We start from the raw sequence: 22,780 nt of genomic DNA on the forward strand, positions 1-22,780 counted from the left end.
TGACGTCACTGGGGAAGCCAGCGCGGCGAAGGCCGCCAATTCCGTCTTAGGCCGGCTTGCCGGGCAGCCGATGCTTGACGGTAAGCGAATCGCGGTCTGCCTCTGCCGCGGATCGGCCCTTGCCGCCACCCGAACCCTCCAGCGCGGCATAGGCGGCGCTGCAGAACAGCGAATTCAGACGCTTCATATCGGCGATCAGCTCCAAGTGGGCGGAGCTGGTTTCGATACTTTCGACCACCTGCTGATGCAGCCGGTGCACATGAGCGTGGGCCAGCTCGCGCTCGCGCTTACGGAACTGGCGCTTTTGCTGCAAGAGCTGCCGCGCACTGTGCGAGTCTCCAGACAGGAATACCGACAGGCCCAGCGCGAGGTTGGCGCTGAGCAGGGCGTGCAGCTGGCCCAGTTCGTCCCGTCCGCTGTCGGAGAAAGAGCGGCGCTTGGATGTCTTGATGTTTTGCACCTTGCCGAGCATGTGCTCGATGATGTCTCCGGCCTGTTCCAGGTTGATCGCCAACTCGATGATTTCCGCCCAGCGCCGGCTTTCCTGTTCGGCCAGGTCCTCACGCGGCATCCGCGCCAGATAGAGCTTTACACCGCTATAGAGCGCATCGACGTCATCGTCCAGGCGACGGATCTCCTCGCCTGGTTCCGGCCGATCCTCACGCAGCACCTCCAGCAGGCGCGCCAACATGGTTTCCACCAGATCGCCGATGCGCAGGGTTTCGCGCGTGGCATTGGCGAGCGCCAGGCTCGGCGTATCGAGCGCGGTGGGGTCGAGGTGGCGTGGTTGGGCGATGCCATTGTCCAGCACACGCTCCGGCAGTAGCCATTCGCAGAGACGTGACATCAAGCCCACGGTCGGCAGCAATAGCAGGCAGCGCAGCGAGTTGTAGGCCAGATGAAAGGCGATCACGTCGGTCTCGGCGCTGTACCCGAGCGTGCTTATCCAGCTCACCAGTACCGGCAGAAACGGCAACACCAACAATCCGGCGAGCTTGTAAAGAAGATTGCCCAGCGCCACCCGACGCGCCGGTACCGGTTGCGGGCTGGCGTTGAGCCAGGCCAGCACGCCGCTGCCGACATTCGCCCCGATGACCACGCCGAGGGCTACCGGCAGGCTAATCAGGCTTGCGCTGGCCAGGGTCGCAGTGAGCAGCACGGCTGCCAGGCTGGAATAGGAGAGCAATGCGAACACCGCACCCACGACCACGGCGAGCAGAGTGTCTCCGGCGAGCGACGAGAACAGCACACGCATGCCGCGCGCTTCGGTGATTGGCTCGGCCGTTTGCACGATCAGCTGCAAGGCGAGGATGATCAGCCCCAGCCCGATCAGCACGCGGCCAAGCTGGCCCGCACGGGTCTGCTTACGCGACAGAAACAGGCAGACCCCGACCAGCGTAAACAACGGCGACAGCCATGACAGATCAAGCGTCAGTACGCGCGCCATCAGCGCCGTACCGACATCCGCGCCGAGCATGATCGCTAACGCAGTGGGCAGCGCCATCAGCCCCTGAGCGACAAAGGATATAGCCAGCAACGCGGTGGCATTGCTGCTTTGCACCAACGCGGTGACACCGATACCGGCGCTGAATGCCAGCGGGGAATTGGCCATGCTGTGGCCCAGCAGCCGCCGTAAATGCGAACCATAGACCCGCATGATGCCGGTGCGCACGATATGCGTACCCCAGACCAGCAGAGCGATGGAAGACAGCAGGTGCAACAACGTCAGCATCAGGCGGTTTCTCCGGCGAAAGACAACGACACTAAATAGCGCCGAGCGGCGCGATACACATCGCGGGATATTCGGTTGACCCTGCGGCAGTTGGCCCGTTCACGGAACTGTCATTCACAGGCGCGACACAGCTTGTCGCAGGCTTAGAGCAAACTGCCGGTGTCACTCGCTCGTTACGCAGGTGGCCTGTAACCTACTTATCTCATTTCGACGCGGTCCGCCCATGCTAAGCCTCTACCACGCCCCCGATCTGGAAACCCTCGGCGAACTGGCGACCACCTTGCTCGCCCAGCCACTGAGCGACCCCTTCGCGCCGGCGCTGGTGATGGTGCCGAGCCAGGGCATGGGCCGCTGGCTGACACTGGAACTGGCGCGCAAGCAAGGCATTGCCATGCAGCTGGAAATGCAATTGCCGGCCAAGTTCGTCTGGGACCTGAGCCGCACGGTGCTGGGCAGCCTGCCGGAGCAATCGGCGTTTTCCCCGTCGACCCTGACCTGGCGTCTCTATGGATGGTTGTGCGAGCCGGCCAACCTCGAACTAGCGCCGCGCCTGTCGCAATACCTCGACGGCGGCGATGAGCGTCGACGGTTGTCGCTGGCGGCGAAAATCGCCGACACCTTCGACCAATACCTGCTCTATCGCGACGACTGGCTGGCCGCCTGGGAGCGCGGCGAAACTCGTGACCTGGGCCCCGACGAAGCCTGGCAAGCGCTGCTCTGGCGTGAACTGACCAAGGACGGCCATCCGCATCGTGCCCGTCTGCTCGACGATCTGCTGCAGCGTCTTTATGACGACGAACCCTTGCCCGGCCTGCCCGAGCGGCTCCTGGTATTCGGCATCAGCAGCCTGCCGCCGCACCACCTGCGTGTGCTCGATGGCCTGGCCCGGCATATCGACGTGGTCGTCTGCGCGCTCAACCCGAGCCGCGAAGCCTGGGGCGAAATTCGCGATATTCGCGAGCTGGCGCGACAGCCGGAAAGCGGTGCAGACGATTGGTACTTGGACATCGGCCATCCGCTGTTGGCGAGCTTGGGCAAGCAGGGCCGGGACTTCTTCGATTCGCTGTTCAGCCTCGCCACGAGCGAAGGCAGCCAGGAAATCGGCCTGTATTCCGAAGACGAAGACCTGCGCGATGACAGCCTGTTGCACGCGCTGCAGAACGACATCCTGCGCCTGCGCACCCGCCTGCCCGACGAGCGCATGACGCTGGCTGAAGGTGATCGCTCGCTGGAAGTGCATATCGCTCATTCGCCGTTGCGCGAGGTGGAGATTCTTCACGACCAACTGCTGGCGCGCTTTGCCGCCGACCCGGCGCTAAGCCCGGACCAAGTGGTGGTGCTGACCCCCGATATCGAGCGCTACGCCCCATTCATCGAAGCGGTGTTCGCCCCGCGCGAAGGCAGCCCGCGCATTCCCTACAGCCTCGCCGATCGCAGCCTGCGGGCCGAGGTGCCGTTGATCGAGGCCTTTCTCGAATTGCTGATGCTGGCCCAGAGCCGTTTCGCCGCCGAGGAAATTCTCGCCTGGCTGGAGCAGCCGGCCATCGCCCGCCGCGCCGGAATCGAAAGCGAAGACCTGCCACTGCTACGCGACTGGCTGCGCGAGGCGGGTGTGCGCTGGGGGCGCGATGGCAGTCAGCGGGCGCGTCTGGGCTTGCCGGACGAATCGGCCTTTACGTGGCGCCAAGGGCTGGATCGATTGATGCTCGGCTTCGCCGCGCCACCACAACTGGCCGGTGATTCTGCGCCGCTGCTCGGTGAGCATTGGCCGCTGGATGCGCTGGAAGGTGCGCGAGGCCAGCTGCTGGGTCGGCTGGTGGAGTTCGTCGAGCGCCTCGGCAAACTGGCCGATCAGCTGGCCCGGCCACGCCCGCTGGCCGAATGGGCGGACGATCTGCAAGTGCTGCTCGATACCCTGTTCGACGAACGCGAGGCCGGCGACACCCTGCTGTTGCTGTCCCAGGCCTGTGCTTCGCTGCGCGACCAAGCGCAGGCGGCGGACCTTGAACGCCCCATCGAGCTGGAACTGGTGCATCAACAACTCAGCGCCGCATTGCAGCAGGGCGGCGGCGCCTCTGGCTTCCTGACCGGTGCGGTGACCTTCTGCACCATGGTGCCGATGCGCAGCCTGCCGTTCCGTGTGGTCTGCTTGCTTGGTCTGGACGACGGCGCCTTCCCGCGGCGCACGCCGCCGTCGGGCTTCGACCTGATCGGCCGTCATCCGCGGCGCGGCGATCGTGCGCGGCGACTCGACGACCGCTACTTGCTGCTGGAAACCCTGCTCTCGGCGCGCGAGGCGCTGTACCTGTCCTATGTCGGTCGCGACCCGCGTGACAACGCCGTGCTGCCACCGTCGGTGCTGCTCAGCGAAGTGCTGGAAGCCATCGACATGACCGCTCTCTGTAGGAGCGAGCTTGCTCGCGAACCCGCCAACACCGATGTTTCGCAGCCGAAGGAGCCCAAGGCCAGCGAGAAGATCCTTGTCGCCCACCCGTTGCAGCCGTTCTCGCCGCACAACTTCGCCAACGCGCCCTGCGCAGGCTATTCGCTGCCCTGGTTTCGTGCGGCCCAGCGCCTGGCCGAGCCGCCACAGACCAGCACGCAGCCCTTCGCCAGTCTGCTGGCCGAGCCCGACGAGGCCTGGCTGACCATCGAGCCGTCGCAACTGTTGCAGTGCTTCCGTCACCCTGCGCGTTTCCTGCTCGAACAGCGCCTGGGTCTGCGCTTGGCCGATGCGCAGGAATCGCTCGCCAGCGACGAACCTTTCGATCTGGAAATGCCCGCCTGGAACGGCTTGCGGCGGCTGTCATTACAAGCGCTGGAACATCACTGGAGCGACGAGGACGAGCGCCGCATGGCCTGCGCAGCGGGCTGGCTGCCCACCGGCGAGCTGGGCCAGGCGCTGTGGGGCAAGCTGCGTGGCCCGGTGCGCGCCTTTGCGCCGCGGCTGTTCGAGCTGCGTCCCGGCGCGGTACCCGAACCGCTGGCCGTGGACATCACCCTGGCGGGCGTGCGCGTGCATGGCTGGCTCGACGGTGTGACCCCCGGCGGGCTGTTCGGCTGGAAGCTGGGCCGTCTCGGCGAATGGGACCTGCCGCCGTTCTGGCTGCGCCATCTACTGCTCAATCTATCCGCTACGGCGGGCATCGAGCGCAACAGCCTGATGCTCTCGCCGGCCGGCGACTGGCAGCTGGGGCCGCTGGCGAACGCGGCGCAGGTGCTCGAACCCTGGCTCGCCGCCTATCGCTGCGCGATCCGTGAGCCGCTGCCGTTGTTGCCGCGCAGCAGCCATGCCTTCGCCAAGGGTTATCGCAACCCGAGCCGCGGCAGCGAACCGCTCGATACCGCACGCAAACGCGCCCGCGAAGCCTGGTTGGGTGCTGAATTCAGCCCCATCGCCGCCGAGTCGGAAGACCCATGGAATGCCCTGGCCTTCCGCGATCGCGATCCGCTCGACGAGCGCTTCGAAACGCTGGCCGAACAGTTGATCGGCCCGGCTCTGGATGCGTTGGCCAACGAGGAGCAAGAAGAATGAAGCTCGACCTGCTCGATTCGCCCTTCGATGGCCGCTCGCTGATCGAGGCCAGTGCCGGCACCGGCAAGACCTGGACGCTCACCGCTCTCTATGCCCGCCTGCTGCTGGAGCGGCAGTTGTCGGTGGGGCAGATCCTCGTGGTCACCTACACCACCGCTGCGACCGCCGAGCTGCGCGAGCGCATCCGCGCGCGGCTCGCCGATCTGCTGGCGGTGTACGAAGGCACGCCAAGTGATGACGACTTCCTCAACCGCCTCCATGCCCGTTACCCGGACGAGGCCTCGCGCCGCCGCCTGTTGCTGGCGGTACACGGTTTCGACGAGGCGGCGATCTTCACCATCCACGGCTTCTGCCAGCGTGCCCTGCAGGACGCGGCCTTCGAGGCCGGCGGCGATTTCGACAGCGAGCTGACCGCCGACGATCGCGAGATCATCGACGCACTGCTCGCCGATGCCTGGCGCAGCGAACTAGCCGATGCCGACCCGGCCTGGGCGCGCTTTTTGGCCAAGAGCCGCATCACGCCGCTGTGGTTGCGCCAGCGGCTGCGCAGTCATCTGGGCAAACCTTATCTGCGCGTCGAGCCGCAGGATGCGCCCGTTGCAGCCGACCTGCGGCCGGCCGAAGCGGCCTGGCAGCGTGCCGCGGCGTTGTGGCGCGAGGCTGGAAGAGGCTGGGTCGCCGAGCTGTCAGATCACGGCGGCCTGAGCCAGAGCACCCATAAAAGCATCAAGTTCGAACCGTGGCGGGTCGAACTGGACGCCTATTTCGCCGATCCGGCGGTGATGTTCGATCTGCCCGACGGCGCCGCCAAGTTTGGCGTACGCGCCTTGAGCAAGGCCTGCAAAAAGGGCTTCGACGCGCCAGTGTGCGAGCTTGCCCATGCGCTGGACGAGCTGGCCGACCGGGTGGCCGAGGCGCTGCCGGCAGGCAAGCAGCGGCTGATTGCGCTGCAGGTCGCGCTACTCGAACGGCTCAACCGCGAACTGCCGGAGCGTAAAGCGGCGCAGCGACTGCTGGCTTTCGACGACCTGCTCAATCGCCTGGATCAGGCACTGCAAGGTCCGGTCGGCGAGGATCTGGCCGCCTCGCTGCGTGCTACCTATCCGTTGGCGCTGATCGACGAATTCCAGGACACCGACCCGATCCAGTACGCCATCTTCAACCGCATCTATGCCAAGGGCGGCGAAGCCTCGCTGTGCTTCGTCGGCGATCCCAAGCAGGCGATCTATGCCTTCCGTGGCGCGGATCTGGCGACTTACATTACCGCACGCAATCAGGCCGACCGGCCTTACAACCTGCCGATCAACTACCGCTCCACGCCGGCGCTGATCGCGGCGTTGAACCGGCTGTTCACCCATCCGCAACCCTTCGCTCAAAACGACCTGCAATATCCGCCGGTGGGTGCCGCTGAGAAAGCGCGCGCCAGTCTGCGCTTGGTTGAAGAGAGCGAAGCGGCGCCGTTGTCGCTGGTCTGGCTTGGCGACGATCCGCTGGGCAAGGGCGAGGCCGCGCAGTTGGCGGCGGGCGACACCGCACGGCGTATCGCCCTGCAACTGGCGGCCGCCGCCGAGGGCCGCGCTGGCTTCGACAAGGACGGCGGGTTCACTCCGCTGAAGGGCGGCGACATCGCCGTGCTGGTGGCCAATCACCGGCAGGCGGGAATGATCGCCGAGGAACTGGCCACCCGTGGCGTGCCCAGCGTACGTCGTGGGCGCGACAGCGTCTGGCGCAGCGAAGAGGCCACCGAGCTCGCCGCGGTATTGGCCGCCTACGCCGAGCCGGGCCGCGAGGGCTTGCTGCGTTACGCTCTGGCGACGCGCATGCTGGGCCGCAGCGCCGCCGATCTCGCCCGTTGCCAGGACGACCAGCAGCAGTGGGATGCCGAGCGCGAAGCCGCCGAGCGTTATCACCAGCTCTGGCAGCAACAGGGCTTCATGCGTGTGTTCCGTGCCTGGCTCGACGAGCAGGCCGTGGCCGAGCGGCTGCTGGCGCGGGTCGATGGCGAGCGTCGGCTGACCAATCTGCTGCACCTGGGCGAACTGCTGCAGGCGGAGAGCTTGCTGCGCCCTGGCCTCGAACCGTTGCTCGTCTGGTTCAACGCCCAACGCGGCAGCGAAGGCGCCGGCGAAGAAGCGCTGCTGCGCCTGGAAAGCGATGCCGAGCGGGTGCAGATCGTCACTATCCATACCAGCAAGGGTTTGGAATACCCGTTGGTGTTCTGCCCTTTCCTTTGGGACGGCAAGCTGCTGGGCAAGAACCGGGACAGCGCCCGTTGTCACGATGCCGACGGCCAACCGCTGCTGGATCTAGGCAGTGAAGAATTGGAGGAAAACCTTGAACGTGCCCGCCAGGAAGTCTTCGCCGAGCAGCTGCGTCTGGCCTACGTCGCGCTCACCCGCGCCCGTGACCGGCTCTGGCTGCACTGGGGCCCGGTGTGTCTGTGCAAGCCGAAGAAGGATGGCAGCCTAACGGACGAAGGTCTGCACAGCAGCGCCCTGGCTTGGTTGCTGCACGGTCGTGAACTCCCAGGTGCTCAGCCGTTAACCGAGCTGGGCAATCATCTGGCTGATCTCGACGGTGGCGCCCTGCGCCTGGCGATCGAGCGTCTGGTTCAGGGAAGCGAGGGCGGCATGGCCTGCCTGCCACTCGAACAGCGCGATGCGAACGCTCAGGGACCGGGCCGTGCGTCGCCACCGCAGCAACTGTCACAGCTCAACCGCAGCCTGCACAGCGCCTGGCGTATCGGCAGTTTTTCCGGCTTGGCTGCTGGTATGCACATGGAAGCGCCGGACCGCGACGCCCTGGCGATCCCCAATGCCGGCGAGCCGGGCAACGGCTTCTTCGCATTCCCTCGCGGTGCGCGTGCCGGTACCTGTCTGCATGCGATTCTCGAAGACTGGGCACGCGGCAAAGGCGAATTGTCGGAGCTCGTCGAGCCGGCGTTGCAGGCCTATGGGCTACCGCTGGAGTGGAAAGAGGTCGCCTCCGCCCATCTGCAACACGTCTTGGAGACCGATCTGAACGGCGCCGGTCTGAGTCTCTCCTGCCTGCAAGCCGCGCGGCGATTGCCCGAGCTGGGCTTCACCTTCCCGGTTCAGGATCTCGATGTGACGCGCCTGCGCACGCTGCTGACTGATCCGGCCAACGGCCTTGCCGCACCTCTGCGCGAGGCGGCGGCGCGGCTGGAGTTCGACAGCCTCAAAGGCTTTCTCAAGGGTTTTATCGACCTGACATTCGAGCACGACGGCCGCTGGTACATCGCCGACTACAAGTCCAACTGGCTCGGCCCGGACGCCAGCTACTACGGCGGCGAACGACTGCTGCACGCCTTGGCCGGCGAGCACTACTACCTGCAATACCTGATCTATCTCGTAGCGTTGCGCCGCTTCCTGCGCCAGCGCCTGGCGGATTTCCGCGACGAACAGCTGGGCGGCGCCTTCTATCTGTTCCTGCGCGGCATGCCCGAGGCGGGCGTGTACTTCGCACGGCCGGACGATGCGCTGCTCGATGCGCTGGATAGACTGTTCGAGGAGGGTAGATGATGCGAGAAGCATGTTCTGTGAAGTGGGGCGAGCAGAGGTTTGCTTCAGCGCAACGCATATGGGGTGCTGCACGTTTTGGTGGGCTGAAGCCCACCCTACGGGTGGCAAGCCTGGAGCCGGCGCGCTCCAATTTTTCTGTAGGGTGGGCTTCAGCCCACCGCTTGAACGGCGCGACGCCTACCGCGTGGAGGGACGCGCAATGACGCTTCGCTCGGACCTGCCGCTCGGCCCGTTGGAGCGTGCCTTCATTGACAGTTTGCGGCGCCTCGATCCGATGGCATCCGAGCCGGTGCTGCTCGGCGCCGCGCTGTGTTGCGAGGCGCTTGGTAACGGCGACGTTTGTTTGCTATTGGGGAGCTTGGCCGGCAAGCGTCCCTGGCCGGATCACGATGTCAGCCTGCCGCCACTTGCTGGCTGGCGTGAGCAGCTGAAGCTATCCCCGCTGGTCGGTGGGCCCGATGAATACGTCCCGCTCACGCTCGTTGGCGACCGCCTCTACCTGGCCCGTTACCAAGCCTATGAACAGCAACTGGCCGAGCAGCTGCTCCTGCGTGCGGCAGATGCGCCGGAGGTCGACGAACAGCAGCTGAGCGAAAGCCTGGCGCGGCTGTTCGCCTTCAACCAGCAAAGCCCGGACTGGCAGCGTCTGGCTGCGGCGCAGGCGGTACGCCGTCGGCTGGCAGTGATTTCCGGCGGCCCCGGCACCGGCAAGACCACCACCGTGGTGCGGCTGCTGGCGGCGCTGCTGGAGCAGCCTGGGGGCGAGCGCCTCGCCATCGGTCTGGCCGCGCCCACTGGCAAGGCGGCGGCGCGTATGGCCGAGGCGATTCGCAATGCCAAGACCAATTTACCGATAAGCGATGAGCTCAAGGACGCGCTGCCGGACGAGGCGCGCACGCTGCATCGGCTGCTCGGCAGCCGCGGCGACAGCCCTCGGGTGCGTCACGACGCGGCCAACCCGCTGCCGCTGGACGTGCTGGTGGTGGACGAGGCGTCGATGGTTGATCTGGCGCTGATGGCCAAGCTGGTCACCGCATTGCCACCGAAGGCGCGGTTGATTCTGCTCGGCGACAAGGATCAGCTAGCCGCGGTCGAGGCCGGCGCGGTGTTCGCCGAACTCTGCGAGGGGCGCGGTTTCGATGCCCAGGCGGCGATGGATCTGCAGCGCATTACCGACCAGCCTGTGCCGGTCGAGACGCCGCGCTCGCGCCTCGGCGATGCGGTGGTGCTCTTGACCCACAGCCATCGCTTCGCCGGTGACAGCGGCATCGGCGAATTGGCGCGGCGGATCAACGGGGGCGACGCCAAGGGCACCGTCGCGTTGCTGCAGGAGAATCGCGCCGATCTGGCCTGGGACGCGGCACCCAACCCCACCTCGCTAATCGAGCGGCTGGAGCAGGGTTACTCGCCTTACCTGCAGGCTGCACGGCAAGCGGACCCGGCGGGCGCATTCGTTGCCTTCAACGGCTTTCGTGCGCTGACCGCTCAGCGTGAGGGCGCCTTTGGCGTCACCGGCATCAACGAGGCGCTGGAGACGCGCTTCAAGCGACGCCTCGGCGTGCCGCCCCGCGAACGCTGGTATCCGGGTCGTGCGGTGATGGTCCGGCAGAACGACTACGCGCTGGGGCTGTTCAACGGTGACATCGGCCTGTGCCTGAAAACCGAGCACGGCCTGCGCGTGTTTTTCGAGGGGGACGACGGATATCGCGGCTTCGCCCCGGCGCGGCTGCCGAGCCACGACAGCGCCTTTGCGATGACCGTGCACAAGAGCCAGGGCTCGGAGTTCGCCGAAGTTCTGTTGGCGCTGCCGGAGCAGGCCAGCCCGCTGTTGACGCGCTCTCTGTTCTACACCGGGATTACCCGTGCCAAACAGAAGGTGGAAATCTGGGCGCTGCCGGCGCGTCTGGCCGAGGCGGTGACAACCCGTGCCGAGCGAGCGGCTGGACTAGCGGATCGCCTCGCGTTGGACGGAACGCGGCAGGCAACTGCCGAGTCGTTCGCCGAACGCCTACCCAGCGAGCCACCACCGGGCGACCAGCTCAGCCTGTTCTGACAACGGATGGCTAGTGTGATCGAAGCCCGCAAATCGCCGCGCCTAGCTACCCGTTTCCGTGAAGCGGTTTTACATCTGCGCGGCTGAAATCTGTTCCGATGCGTCTTTGCAAAACCCGACAATCGGAACAACCGATGAAAAAGCTTTTCTTTGCCACTTGGGGCGCGCTCAGCCTGCTGCTAGCGGGCGCTGCGCTACGCGCTGTCTGGCTCGCGCCATCGCTGGCCAATGGGGTCTTCCTGCTGCTGGTGGGTTATTACGCCGTTTGTTTCTTCCAACTGATTCGCGCCGCTTATCAACCTTGGGGCCTGCTCGGCCCGCGCCGCCGGACGGGTTACTGGATCTGCCTGGTGTTGATTCCGCTGACCCTGTTACCGCTCAAAGCGGCTTACGAAATATGGGAACAGGGCGCCTACGTGACCGATCCCGATGCCGCCGGCAGGCGCTTGGGTGTCTTGGTACGCCTTCTGGTCTGGTTACAGGAGTTGGTTGGCCATCTTGGCCCGTTGCTGGTACTGGCTACCTTTGGTGTGGGTATGGCGCTTTTGCTGCTACGCGCTTTACGTAGCCAAGTGGTGCGCTAGGCCGATCATCAACGGATCAGCTGCCCAGCAGTGCCAGTACCAGCGGCAGGCTGGCGGCGGCTAACAATGTCTGCAGGGTGATGATGCCCGCCATCAGGTGACTATCGCCGCCCAATTGGCGGGTCAGCACATAGGCGGTCGGTGCGGTGGGCAGCGCGAAGAACAGCACAATGATCGTCGTCTCCATCGCCGGCAGGTTGAGCAGGCGAGCCACGGCGTAGGCAAGCAACGGAACGGCCATCAGCCGCAGCGCGCTGTTCCAGCCCAGCGCTGGGATCTCTCCGCCCAACTCCTTCGGCTTCAAGGCCGCCCCTACGCAAAGCAGGCCCAGCGGCAGGCTGGCGGCGGCCAGCAGGCTCAGCAGGCGGTCGGTGCCCCAAGGAAGGCCGAAGCCGGAAAAATTGACCAGGGCACCGGTCAGACAGGCAAGAATCAGCGGATTCTTCACGATCGGCAGAAGGAGCGAGCGCACGCTGACGCCACGTTCGGCGGTCAGGGCCCAGACAGACATGACGTTCACCGTCGGCACCATCAACGCCAGCATCAGTGCGGCCATTGCCAGGCCTTCCTTGCCGAAAAGGCTGCCGACCACCGCAAGGCCGAGGTAGGTGTTGAAGCGCAGCGCGCCTTGGGCAAAGGCCCCGAAGCGAGCGGCAGGCCAGCCACGTACGCGCTTCATTATCAGCAGCGCGAGCCATGCCAATCCCAGACCCAGCATTACCGCCCCGGCTAGTCGCGGCAGCGCGGGGTTGTCCAGCGGTGCGGTGGCCAGACTGCTGAACAGCAGCGCAGGAAACAGGACGAAGTAATTGATTCGCTCTGCGCCAGGCCAGAAAGCCTCGCTGGGAAACTCACGCAGCCGCAAAAAATAGCCGGCAATAATCAGGGCGAACAAAGGCCAGAGAGCGAGAAGAAGGACAGTCACGCGTATACATCCAGTGGTGCAGGTGGGTGGATAGTGGAGTGTCGCGCCTGCGACCGCAACCTAGACGTGGGCAGCGCAAAGTCGGTGGTACTGGGTGCGTTCATCGGGAAAGCGAGCGCAATGATATCTAAGTGATATCATGCGTCGCGCCTGTACATGAGCACCATCGATGCAATTTCTCGAGAACCAGTCCGCCGAAGATTTTCGGGATACGCCCTACGGGACGCAGCTACGCGAAGGTTTTCGCCGCCTGTCATTTGCGCCGGAACTGGAGCGCGAGTTTCGCCGCTACCTGAACCGTCAAGCCCGCTTGGCGCAGCAGCTTGGCGCCTGCCTGCTGATTCTGGTGGTCGGCGGTTATCTGTACGTCGAACGGCATTTGTTCGCCCATTCGGACCCGGGCTGGCTGCGCGAGCTGACCTTGCTACGCCTGCTACAGATGATGCCTGGAATGGCGATTCTAGTAGTGACCCTTTTTTACAGGCGCGCACGGGTCATCGCCAATCGGCTATTTCCACTATTTATCGTGCTGATTGGATTGGTCGCCGCGCGGATCGATATCCAGTACGAGACGATGCAGCCCGAGCTCGCCTTCCGCTACGGTGCCGGTCTGCTGATCGTCTGTTCGTTTTTCTTTCTCGGCATCACGTTCTGGCGCGCGTTGAGCTGCGCTGCGGCGATCGTCTTGTTCGATGTGCTGATCGCCGCAATGATTCTTTCGGCTAGCGAAATGCAAGTGCATTGGATTTCGGTCAGCTATTACCTGATTTTGCTGGTACTCGGGGCGATCAGCCGTTACGTCCACGAATATTCGCAGCGTGAGCAATTTCTCATGCGCAAGCTGCTGGGCTGGGTTGCACAACACGACGCGCTGACTGGGCTGGCCAACCGCCGCAGCTTCGACATGGCGCTGCAGCAGACGCTTTTGCAGGCGCGGCGCGAGCGCCAACCGCTGGCATTGCTGCTGCTCGACTTGGATGACTTCAAGAGTTACAACGACAACCTCGGCCATCCGGCCGGCGATGCGTTGATCAGAGAATTCTCCGAGCTGCTTGGGCGCTTCGCGCGGCGGCCGCTGGACTTGGCGGCACGGGTCGGCGGTGAGGAATTTGCGTTGGTGCTCTATCACTGCGACGCCGAGTCGGCGCAAACGATCGCCAGTCAGCTGCTGGCGATGCTCGCTGACCGGGCGCTGCCACATCCGGCTTCGGCGCATAGCGGAAATGTCACGTCTAGCGTCGGGGTCGCAATGCTGCAGCCGGGCTATACCCCCGAGCAGCTTTATCAGGCTGCCGATGCTGCGCTGTACCAGGCCAAGCAGGCTGGCAAGAATCGCTACGCCGTGTATGCCGCACAGCCGAAGGCGGCGTGATCGTTGGTGCTTAGCGGCGCGGTGAAACCGGGCGGGTGCGGCCGCTGCCGTCGATGGCGACGAAGACGAACACCGCCTCGGTAACCTTGCGCCATTCGCTGGAGAGCGGGTCGTCGCTCCAAACTTCTACCAGCATGCGAATCGAGCTGCGCCCGACGTCCAGCGTCTGCGTATAGAACGATAGCTGCGCACCCACGGCGACCGGAACCATGAAGGCCATGCGGTCGATCGACACCGTTGCCACGCGGCCAGCGGCAACGCGGCTGGCCATGGCGGTTCCGGCCAGATCCATTTGCGATACCAGCCAGCCACCGAAAATGTCACCGAAGCCGTTTGTTTCGCGCGGCAAGGCGGTCAGCTGGAGGGCCAGATCGCCCTGCGGGATTGGGTCTTCTTGTTCGTATTCGTTCATCGGTCGGACTCGCGGCGCGATTGTTGTTCAGGCGCGAAGAACCCGCGGTAGTGCAGGCCGGGGCCGAGTATAGCGGCTGTATGTGACCGCAGCGACCAACATGGAGCAAGTTACTGATCGTCACCAGATTGTCATATTCCGTTCATAGAGTGTTCACACGGCCTGCAGACAATGGCCCCCGTTCCAACACACTCGAGCACACCCCTGCTAGGAGCAAGGTATGACACTGAATCGTTTGATGGCGGCCCTGACTTTCGTAGCCGCTGGCGTAGGTGCTGCAAACGCAGTTGCCGCGGTTGACCCGGCACTGCCGACTTATGAGAAGACCTCCGGCGTCTCCGGCAACCTGTCCAGCGTCGGCTCCGACTCCCTGGCCAACCTGATGACCCTGTGGGCCGAAGACTTCAAGCGCAGCTACCCCAACGTCAACATTCAGATCCAGGCTGCCGGTTCTTCCACCGCGCCGCCGGCACTCACCGAAGGCACGGCCAACCTCGGCCCGATGAGCCGTCCGATGAAGGACAACGAAATCCAGGCCTTCGAAGAGAAGTACGGCTACAAGCCGACCGAGGTGCCGGTAGCTATCGACGCCCTGGCCGTGTTCGTGCACAAGGACAACCCGATCAAGAGCCTCGATATCGAGCAGGTCGACGCGATCTTCTCCAGCACCCGCCTGTGCGGCGGCGAGAAAGACATCACCACCTGGGGCGATGTTGGCCTGACCGGCGAGTGGGCGAGCAAGCCTATTCAGCTGTTCGGTCGTAACTCGGTATCCGGCACCTACGGTTACTTCAAGGAAGAAGCTCTGTGCAAAGGTGACTTCAAGCCCAACGTCAACGAGCAGCCAGGTTCGGCCTCGGTGGTGCAGTCGATCTCCAGCACCCTGAACGCCATCGGCTACTCGGGTATTGGCTACAAGACTTCCAGTGTCCGCGCCGTTCCCCTGTCCAAGGGTGGCGAGGCCTTCGAGGCCAACGAAGCGAACGCCCTGGCTGGCAAATTCCCTCTGGCGCGCTTCTTCTACGTCTATGTCAACAAGGCGCCAAACAAGCCGCTTAGCCCAATCGACGCGGAATTCCTCAAGCTAGTGCTTTCAAAGCAGGGTCAGGAAGTCGTGGTCAAGGACGGCTACATCCCGCTGCCGAAGAAAGTCGTCGACAAGACGCTGAAGGAGCTGGGTCTGGAAAACTAAGACCCGATGTCAGGCTTGCCGCACCTGCTGCGAGCCTGAATACAACGCCCGCCACGCTTTTCGCGCTGGTGGGCGTCGTCGCGTCAACCTGCTGTAATTTTTCTGTCACACAGCTTGATTAGATTAGGCGCCCGACCGGCCCTCAACAGCCAGGAAACGACTCGCGCTCAACCGAGCGCAGCAGTTTTAGCGGCCTGAGCGGCCAGGACCTTCGCATGAACGATATAGAGACCATGAGCGCGAATTCCGATGTGCAACGGCTGGACTTCAATACGCCTGCGCTGCAACGCAAGCGCCGTATCCGTGCGCTGAAAGACAACCTGGCGCGTTGGTATGTCTCCATTGGTGGCCTCGCCGTGCTCGGCGCGATCACCCTTATTTTCTTCTACCTCGCCCAGGTCGTCCTACCCATGTTTCAGGGTGCCGAGCTGGAGGCGCGCGACGCGCAGCAGCCTGCCTGGCTGGCCGATGCTGGCGAGCCGCTGTTCCTGGCGATGGAAGAGCAGAATCAGGTCGCGATGCGCCTCGGCAGCGACGGCCAGGTGCGTTTCTTCAGCGTTCAGACCGGCGAATCTCTGCGCAACATCGAACTGCCGCTGCCTGCCGGCAGCCGTATCGTCTCGATCGGTCAGGACACCCCGGGTAACCGCCGTTTCGTACTCGGTCTGGACAACGGTCAGGTGCTGGTCGCCGAGCACAACTACAAGATCAGCTATCCGAACGGCAAGAAAACCATCACGCCGCAGCTGGACTATCCGTTCGGCGAGGAGCCGATGCAGCTCGATCCACATGGGCGTCCGATCGCTCACGCTGCGGTCAGCTTGAATGGCGACACGTTGATGGTCGCTGGCGCTACCGATGGAGCGCTACAGGCGCTGAAGATATCCGCTACTGAAAACCTGATGACAGGCGAAACCAGCCTGGAGCAGGAACGTCTGGATCTGCCGCAACTCTCCGAACCGATCAAGGCGCTGCGCATCGATCCGCGCCATATGTGGCTGTTCGCTGTGAGCGGCCGCGCCAGTGTCGATGTGTTCGATCTGCGCCGCAAACAGCTCAACGGCCGCTACAAGCTGCTCAATGGCAAGGGCGAAATCACCACCGTCGCATCGCTGCTCGGTGGCATCTCACTAATGGTCGGTGATTCGGTCGGTGGTATCGGCCAGTGGTTCATGGTGCGTGGCGGCGATGGTCAGGCCGAGCTGAAGAACGTGCGCAACTTCCAACTGGACGGTCAGCCGATCACCCAGATCATTCCGGAGGAGCGGCGCAAGGGATTTCTCGCCCTCGACAACGCTGGCACCCTCGGCATCTTCCATAGCACCGCGCACCGCACGCTGCTGACCGAACAGGTCGCCGATGGCGCGGCAGTTGCCGCCCTGTCGCCGCGGGCCACACGCCTGCTGGTGGAGTCGGGTGATCAGCTGCAGCGCTTCGTGATCGACAACCCACATCCGGAAATTTCCTGGGGCGCGCTGTGGGGCAAGGTCTGGTACGAGAACTATCCGGAGCCTGACTATGTGTGGCAGTCGACCTCCGCCACCGGCGACTTCGAGCCCAAGCTGAGCCTGTCACCGCTGGCCTTCGGTACCCTCAAAGCAGCCTTCTACGCCATGCTGCTGGCGGCGCCGCTGGCTATCTGCGCGGCCTTTTACACCGCCTATTTCATGGCCCCGGCGCTGCGCCGCAAGGTCAAGCCGGTGATCGAGCTGATGGAAGCGCTGCCGACGGTAATCCTCGGTTTCTTCGCCGGGCTGTTTCTCGCCCCCTATCTGGAAAACCACCTTCCCGGCATCTTCAGCCTGTTGCTGCTCACACCGATCGGCATCCTGCTGGCGGGCTGGTTATGGAGCCGTCTGCCGGAAAACGTCCGCCTGAGCGTGCCGGATGGCTGGGAAGCGGTGCTGCTGATTCCGGTGATATTGGCGGTGGGCTGGGGCTCCCTGGCTGTCAGCGGTCATCTGGAGAACTGGTTCTTCGGCGGTGACATGCGCCTGTGGCTGTCCAACGACATGGGCATTCCGTTCGATCAGCGCAACGCTCTGGTAATTGGTCTGGCGATGGGCTTCGCAGTGATCCCGACGATCTATTCGATCGCCGAAGACGCCGTGTTCAGCGTGCCCAAGAGCCTCACCCTGGGTTCGCTGGCGCTCGGTGCGACGCCATGGCAGACGCTCACTCGCGTGGTGCTGCTGACCGCCAGCCCCGGCATCTTCTCGGCGCTGATGATCGGCATGGGCCGTGCGGTGGGCGAAACCATGATCGTGCTGATGGCCACCGGCAATACGCCGATCATGGAAGCCAACATCTTCGAAGGCATGCGCACCCTGGCGGCCAACGTCGCGGTTGAAATGCCCGAGTCGGAAGTGGGCAGCACCCACTACCGCGTGCTGTTTCTCGCCGCGATGGTGCTGCTGATGTTCACCTTCGTAATGAACACCCTGGCCGAGCTGATCCGCCAGCGCCTTCGCCGCAAGTACGCCAGCCTGTAAGCCTGTAACAAAGGCACGCCTGCGGGCGTGCAAGGACGCAGCCGGTGACGGCTGCGACAAGATTTCGACAAAGGTATCGATCCGTGAAAAAGGATTCGCTGAAAACCTGGATCAAGAGCGGCAGCCCCTGGGTCTGGATGAACGCTGGCGCCGTTTCCATCGCCGTGATCATGACCCTCGGCCTGCTGGCGGTGATCGCCGTGCGCGGGCTGGAGCATTTCTGGCCGGCCGACATCGTGGTCGCTGATTATCAGGTGCCCGGTGCCGAGCCGCGAGTAATGGCCGGTGAGGTGGTACAGGCCGAAGAAGTACCCCGCGCTCGTCTGGCCGCCAGCGGCCTGCCGGTGGATGTCGAGGGCGGCGAGTTCATGACGCGCGAGTTGCTGAAAGTGGGCAACCGCGAGGTCTATGGCGCGGACTTCTCCTGGGTCATCGGCGAATGGCTGAGCAACCAGCGCAAGCCTGCCGATCTGGTCGCGCTGGAGCGTCGCGAGTGGGGCAACTTCTATGGCGAGCTGCTGAACGTCAAGGAAAGCGGCCAACTGGTCGCCGAAGGTGACGCAGCCTGGGCCGAGCTGCAGCAGCGCATAGAGCGCATCGATGAACTGCATGCGCAGATCGCTCGGCTGGAGCAGGTCGACATCGGGCGTATCAACTATGGCCTCGAGCGCCTACGCCTGAAAACCCGCAAGCTGGAGCTCGACGGTCAGCTCGACGCGGCCGCCCAGGCCCAGCTCGACGCCGAGCGCGCCGAGTGGGACGCCGAGTACAAGTCGCTCGAAGGCGAGTTGATCTCGCTCTACGAAGGCTTCAATCGCGACAGCATCACCATGCGCACCATGGACGGCCAGGAAAAGGAGCTCAGCCTCGGCAAGATCGTGCGCGCCTACCGGCCGAATTCCATGTCGGCGGTCGAAAAAATAGGTTTCTACTTCGCCAAGGTCTGGGAGTTCGTCAGCGACGAACCGCGGGAGGCGAATACCGAAGGCGGTATCTTCCCGGCCATCTTCGGCACTGTGCTGATGACCCTGATCATGGCGGTGATCGTCACTCCGTTCGGCGTGATCGCAGCGGTCTATCTGCGTGAATACGCCAAACAGGGCCTGCTCACCCGCATCATTCGCATTGCGGTGAACAACCTCGCCGGCGTGCCGTCGATCGTCTACGGCGTGTTCGGCCTGGGCTTCTTCGTCTATGTACTGGGCGGCTCGCTCGACCGCATCTTCTATCCAGAAGCGGCACCGGCACCGGTGTTCGGTACGCCGGGCCTGATGTGGGCATCGCTGACCCTGGCGATCCTGACCCTGCCGGTGGTGATCGTCGCCACCGAGGAAGGGCTGGCGCGGATTCCGCGAATCCTGCGCGAAGGCTCGCTGGCCCTCGGTGCGACCAAATCGGAGACGCTGTGGAAGGTGGTGCTGCCGATGGCCAGCCCGGCGATGATGACCGGTCTGATCCTCGCCGTGGCGCGCGCGGCTGGTGAAGTTGCGCCGCTGATGCTGGTGGGTGTGGTCAAGCTGGCACCGAGCCTGCCGCTCAACGGCAACTACCCCTATCTGCACCTCGATCAGAAGATCATGCACCTGGGCTTTCATATCTACGACGTCGGCTTCCAGAGCCCCAACGTCGAGGCTGCACGACCATTGGTGTATGCGACGGCGTTTCTGCTGGTGCTGGTGATCGCAACGCTCAACCTCAGTGCGGTCATCATTCGTAACCATCTGCGCGAAAAATACAAAGCGCTTGATCATTAACTGCCGACAGACACGCTGGAGGCCGGCGCTGCACGATTCGCCGCCCGCACTTCTGGCCTTCAGCGATACGGAGACATTCCATGTCACAAGCAAAGACGCATTCCATCGATATATCCGCGCTGGGTCGTGACAAGCGCGCGCTGAGCCTGGATAACGAGGCCGTGGCCATCGAAGTGCCCGATCTGAGCCTCTTTTACGGTGAGAAGCAGGCGCTGCACAACGTCAGCATGAACATCCCGCGCCAACGCGTGACGGCCTTCATCGGCCCGTCCGGCTGCGGCAAGTCCACGCTGCTGCGCTGCTTCAACCGGATGAACGATCTGGTCGATGGCTGCCGCATCGAAGGTGCGATCAACCTCGATGGCCATAACATCTACCGCAAGGGCGAAGACGTTGCCGACCTGCGCCGTCGCGTCGGCATGGTCTTTCAGAAGCCCAACCCGTTCCCCAAGAGCATCTACGAGAACGTGGTTTATGGCCTGCGCATCCAGGGCATCAAGCAGAAACGCGTACTCGACGAGACCGTCGAATGGGCGCTCAAGGGCGCGGCGCTATGGGAAGAGGTCAAGGACCGCCTGCACGAGTCCGCACTCGGCCTCTCCGGCGGCCAGCAGCAGCGTCTGGTCATCGCCCGAACCATCGCCGTACAGCCCGAAGTGCTGTTGCTCGACGAACCGAGCTCGGCGCTCGACCCGATCTCCTCGCTGAAAGTCGAAGAGCTGATCTACGAATTGAAAGCCAAGTACACCATCGTCATCGTCACCCACAACATGCAGCAGGCCGCGCGCGTCTCCGACTACACCGCGTTCATGTACATGGGCAAGCTGATCGAGTACGGCGACACCGATACGTTGTTCACCAATCCGGCGAAAAAACAGACAGAGGACTACATCACCGGCCGCTACGGTTGATGCCATGAGAAATCTCCTCTGGCTTTGTCGGGCGCGCTTGCCGTACTACTCGTACTGTCAGCGCACGCCCTCCGCGCCAGTGAAAATTTCCCAAGGGCCGCAACGTTAACTCGACTATTTCCAGGTGCGCTGCGCACCAGCGCCGCCTAGCGGCAGCCTCCTCGGAGCGAAAAAATGATCAGCAAAGACAGCCATACCCAACACATTTCCCAGCAGTTCAACGCCGAGCTGGAAGAGGTGCGCAGCCATCTTCTGGCCATGGGCGGACTGGTGGAGAAGCAGGTCAATGATGCGGTCACCGCGCTGATCGAGGCCGATTCCGGGCTGGCGCAGCAGGTTCGCGAAGTGGATGACCAGATCAACCACATGGAGCGCAACATCGACGAGGAATGCATTCGTATCCTTGCTCGCCGTCAACCGGCGGCCTCTGACTTGCGCTTGATCATCAGCATCTCCAAGTCGGTGATCGATCTTGAGCGCATTGGCGACGAAGCCACCAAAATTGCACGCCGCGCCATCGAGCTGTGCGAAGACGGCGAGTCGCCACGTGGCTACGTCGAGGTTCGTCACATCGGCGATCAGGTGCGCAAGATGGTGCAGGAGTCGCTGGACGCCTTCGCCCGTTTCGATGCCGAACTGGCATTGTCGGTGGCGCAATACGACAAGACCGTCGACCGCGAATACAAAACCGCACTGCGCGAGCTGGTCACCTACATGATGGAAGACCCGCGCTCGATCTCCCGCGTGCTCAGTGTGATCTGGGTGCTGCGCTCGCTGGAGCGGATCGGCGATCACGCACGCAACATTGCCGAGCTGGTGATCTACCTGGTGCGCGGCACCGACGTGCGTCACCTGGGTCTGACGCGCATGGCCGAGGAAGTCGCCAACAAGCGCGATTGATGGTCAGGCGTCGGCGTCCGCTCAGGCAGTCTGTCGCGGCTCGCTGAGTTCGGCGATCAGTACCATAGGTCGGCCGGAAGGCCCTTCGCTGCAGCACCAGAACCCGCCTCGGAGCGACCAATCAAACGGTTACCCGGTGGGCTGAAGCCCACCCTACCAAAGCCCGGTCTAGTCGGGTGGGCCGGCGGCGCTCCGCTTCAGCTCCGTAGAGTGGGCCGGGCGGCGCCCCGCTTCAGCCCACCGAGGGATGCCCGTGCGGTCTAGGCTGCTCAGCGCGTCGCCAACGTCTCGCTCAGCACCGTAGGGTGGGCTTCAGCCCACCAGAAGCCACCCGAGGTCGTTCGGTGGGCTGAAGCAGAACGCCGTCCGACCCACCCACAACTGCTTCACCCTGCACATGACCGAGTTATGCACGACGGTCAGCGCGTCGCCAACGTCTCGCTTAGATAGTCGATCAATACCCGCTGCTTCGGCGGCAGATGCTGGTTCTGCCGCCACAACAGCCAAGCCGCGCCTTGATAAGAATTGGTATAGCGCCACTGCGGCAGCACCTCGCGCAATCTTCCTTTCGCCAGCCCCTGCGCCGCAGTGAAATGCGGCAAAACGGTGATACCCAGGTCGGCCAACGCCGCTTCCAGCCGCGCCTCGCTGTGGTTGCTGATATAGCGACCACGCACCGTCACCACCTCCTGCTGCTCGCCGTTGCTGAAATGCCAGCGGTTGTCGCCCGCACGTTCGCCGAGATATAGGCAGCTGTGCCTGAGCAGTTCCTGCGGGTGCTGCGGTGTGCCGTGTTCTTGCAGGTATTCCGGGCTCGCACAAAGAACCTGGCGTACTGGCCCCAACGGTTTGCCAGCGAGCCCATCCGGCGGCTGATCAGTGACCTGAATCAACAGGTCGAAACCGTCCTCGATCAAATCCGGGCTCTGGTCGCTGATCTGCAGCTGCACGTCGACATCGGCGTAACGCCGCAGAAAGCCCGGCATCAATGGGCTGATGACGAACTTGCCGTAGGCCTTGGGCACGCTCAAACGCACCAGTCCGCGCGGGCCACTCATCAGCCGTTCGCCGATGGCCAGTGCCTGATCGGCGGCGTCCAGCATCGTCCGACAATGCACATAGAACTCGCTGCCGGCTTCGTTCAGCCGTAGTTGGCGCGTGGTGCGCTCCAGCAATCGCAGCGACAGCTGCTGCTCCAGCCGCGCCACCTGACGGCTCACTGCCGAGGCGGTCGTGCCCAGCTGCCGGGCTGCGGCGGAAAAACTGCCAGCCTCGACCACGCGCACAAACACGGCCATGCCGGGCAAAAGCGCCGCGTTGTCATTCGTTCTCATGGCGAACAAGTCCTTTGTCGAATCGCTGGATTATCGACCTCG

General features: G+C 63.8%; 14 protein-coding genes. 10 read left to right on the forward strand and 4 right to left on the reverse strand.

The annotated features are described in order from the left end of the window. Nucleotides 1-46: 46 nt before the first annotated feature. On the reverse strand, nt 47-1,732 hold the full coding sequence (locus D7241_RS12710; protein WP_408101818.1) for a Na/Pi cotransporter family protein: 1,686 nt from the start codon (nt 1,730-1,732) through the stop codon (nt 47-49). 223 nt (nt 1,733-1,955) lie between these two features. On the opposite strand from D7241_RS12710, the gene recC reads away from it, so the two are divergent. The 4 genes from recC (at nt 1,956) to D7241_RS12730 (ending at nt 11,446) form a co-directional block, all read left to right on the forward strand. Continuing rightward, entirely contained in the window at nt 1,956-5,267 is a 3,312-nt protein-coding gene (gene recC / locus D7241_RS12715) for an exodeoxyribonuclease V subunit gamma (RefSeq protein ID WP_408101819.1), read from the forward strand. Continuing rightward, the gene (gene recB / locus D7241_RS12720; protein ID WP_408101820.1) at nt 5,264-8,809 is read left to right on the forward strand and encodes an exodeoxyribonuclease V subunit beta; all 3,546 of its coding nucleotides are present in this window, start codon (nt 5,264-5,266) and stop codon (nt 8,807-8,809) included. The genes recC and recB overlap by 4 nt, the downstream gene beginning before the upstream one ends. Before the next feature lie 199 nt (nt 8,810-9,008). Next, nucleotides 9,009-10,862, forward strand: coding sequence for an exodeoxyribonuclease V subunit alpha (recD, locus tag D7241_RS12725; RefSeq protein WP_408101821.1), 1,854 nt, complete (start codon nt 9,009-9,011; stop codon nt 10,860-10,862). A 134-nt stretch (nt 10,863-10,996) separates the two neighbouring features. Next, nucleotides 10,997-11,446: a hypothetical protein gene (locus tag D7241_RS12730; protein WP_408101822.1), complete on the forward strand. Its 450-nt coding sequence runs from the start codon at nt 10,997-10,999 to the stop codon at nt 11,444-11,446. A 16-nt stretch (nt 11,447-11,462) separates the two neighbouring features. On the opposite strand, the gene D7241_RS12735 is transcribed toward D7241_RS12730, so the two are convergent. Beyond that, nucleotides 11,463-12,371 (reverse strand): AEC family transporter, encoded by a 909-nt coding sequence (locus tag D7241_RS12735; RefSeq protein WP_408101823.1) that lies wholly within the window; start codon nt 12,369-12,371, stop codon nt 11,463-11,465. Between the two features lie 169 nt (nt 12,372-12,540). Between D7241_RS12735 and D7241_RS12740 the strand changes: the two genes are divergently transcribed. Continuing rightward, the gene (locus D7241_RS12740; RefSeq protein WP_408101824.1) at nt 12,541-13,743 is read left to right on the forward strand and encodes a diguanylate cyclase domain-containing protein; all 1,203 of its coding nucleotides are present in this window, start codon (nt 12,541-12,543) and stop codon (nt 13,741-13,743) included. Nucleotides 13,744-13,753: 10 nt separating this feature from the next. On the opposite strand, the gene D7241_RS12745 is transcribed toward D7241_RS12740, so the two are convergent. Continuing rightward, entirely contained in the window at nt 13,754-14,155 is a 402-nt protein-coding gene (locus tag D7241_RS12745) for an acyl-CoA thioesterase (protein WP_255977988.1), read from the reverse strand. A 220-nt stretch (nt 14,156-14,375) separates the two neighbouring features. On the opposite strand from D7241_RS12745, the gene D7241_RS12750 reads away from it, so the two are divergent. The 5 genes from D7241_RS12750 to phoU all read left to right on the forward strand — a co-directional run bounded on the left by D7241_RS12750 (nt 14,376) and on the right by phoU (nt 21,404). After that, nucleotides 14,376-15,347: a PstS family phosphate ABC transporter substrate-binding protein gene (locus D7241_RS12750; protein ID WP_408101825.1), complete on the forward strand. Its 972-nt coding sequence runs from the start codon at nt 14,376-14,378 to the stop codon at nt 15,345-15,347. Nucleotides 15,348-15,562: 215 nt separating this feature from the next. Beyond that, a complete protein-coding gene (locus D7241_RS12755) occupies nt 15,563-17,839 on the forward strand; it encodes an ABC transporter permease subunit (RefSeq protein ID WP_408101826.1) in 2,277 nt (758 codons plus the stop codon). 83 nt (nt 17,840-17,922) lie between these two features. Next, nucleotides 17,923-19,593 (forward strand): phosphate ABC transporter permease PstA, encoded by a 1,671-nt coding sequence (gene pstA / locus D7241_RS12760; protein WP_408101827.1) that lies wholly within the window; start codon nt 17,923-17,925, stop codon nt 19,591-19,593. Nucleotides 19,594-19,673: 80 nt separating this feature from the next. Next, the gene (pstB, locus tag D7241_RS12765; protein ID WP_255977982.1) at nt 19,674-20,504 is read left to right on the forward strand and encodes a phosphate ABC transporter ATP-binding protein PstB; all 831 of its coding nucleotides are present in this window, start codon (nt 19,674-19,676) and stop codon (nt 20,502-20,504) included. A gap of 174 nt (nt 20,505-20,678) precedes the next feature. Continuing rightward, nucleotides 20,679-21,404: a phosphate signaling complex protein PhoU gene (gene phoU / locus D7241_RS12770; protein ID WP_255977980.1), complete on the forward strand. Its 726-nt coding sequence runs from the start codon at nt 20,679-20,681 to the stop codon at nt 21,402-21,404. Nucleotides 21,405-21,823: 419 nt separating this feature from the next. Here the strand turns inward: phoU and D7241_RS12775 are convergent, their stop codons facing one another. Further along, the gene (locus D7241_RS12775) at nt 21,824-22,738 is read right to left on the reverse strand and encodes a LysR family transcriptional regulator (RefSeq protein WP_408101828.1); all 915 of its coding nucleotides are present in this window, start codon (nt 22,736-22,738) and stop codon (nt 21,824-21,826) included. Between the last annotated feature and the right edge of the window lie 42 nt (nt 22,739-22,780).

Source organism: Stutzerimonas sp. VN223-3 (genome assembly GCF_045999685.1).
Taxonomy (GTDB): domain Bacteria; phylum Pseudomonadota; class Gammaproteobacteria; order Pseudomonadales; family Pseudomonadaceae; genus Stutzerimonas; species Stutzerimonas stutzeri_AR.

Bases quoted from the DNA above. Each gene is read 5' to 3' on its own strand.
- D7241_RS12755 (WP_408101826.1), top strand. From the start codon at position 15,563: ATGAACGATATAGAGACCATGAGCGCGAATTCCGATGTGCAACGGCTG.
- D7241_RS12775 (WP_408101828.1), bottom strand. From the start codon at position 22,738: ATGAGAACGAATGACAACGCGGCGCTTTTGCCCGGCATGGCCGTGTTT.
- D7241_RS12730 (WP_408101822.1), top strand. From the start codon at position 10,997: ATGAAAAAGCTTTTCTTTGCCACTTGGGGCGCGCTCAGCCTGCTGCTA.
- recC (WP_408101819.1), top strand. From the start codon at position 1,956: ATGCTAAGCCTCTACCACGCCCCCGATCTGGAAACCCTCGGCGAACTG.
- D7241_RS12710 (WP_408101818.1), bottom strand. From the start codon at position 1,732: ATGCTGACGTTGTTGCACCTGCTGTCTTCCATCGCTCTGCTGGTCTGG.
- D7241_RS12750 (WP_408101825.1), top strand. From the start codon at position 14,376: ATGACACTGAATCGTTTGATGGCGGCCCTGACTTTCGTAGCCGCTGGC.
- recB (WP_408101820.1), top strand. From the start codon at position 5,264: ATGAAGCTCGACCTGCTCGATTCGCCCTTCGATGGCCGCTCGCTGATC.
- phoU (WP_255977980.1), top strand. From the start codon at position 20,679: ATGATCAGCAAAGACAGCCATACCCAACACATTTCCCAGCAGTTCAAC.
- D7241_RS12740 (WP_408101824.1), top strand. From the start codon at position 12,541: ATGCAATTTCTCGAGAACCAGTCCGCCGAAGATTTTCGGGATACGCCC.
- pstB (WP_255977982.1), top strand. From the start codon at position 19,674: ATGTCACAAGCAAAGACGCATTCCATCGATATATCCGCGCTGGGTCGT.
- D7241_RS12745 (WP_255977988.1), bottom strand. From the start codon at position 14,155: ATGAACGAATACGAACAAGAAGACCCAATCCCGCAGGGCGATCTGGCC.
- recD (WP_408101821.1), top strand. From the start codon at position 9,009: ATGACGCTTCGCTCGGACCTGCCGCTCGGCCCGTTGGAGCGTGCCTTC.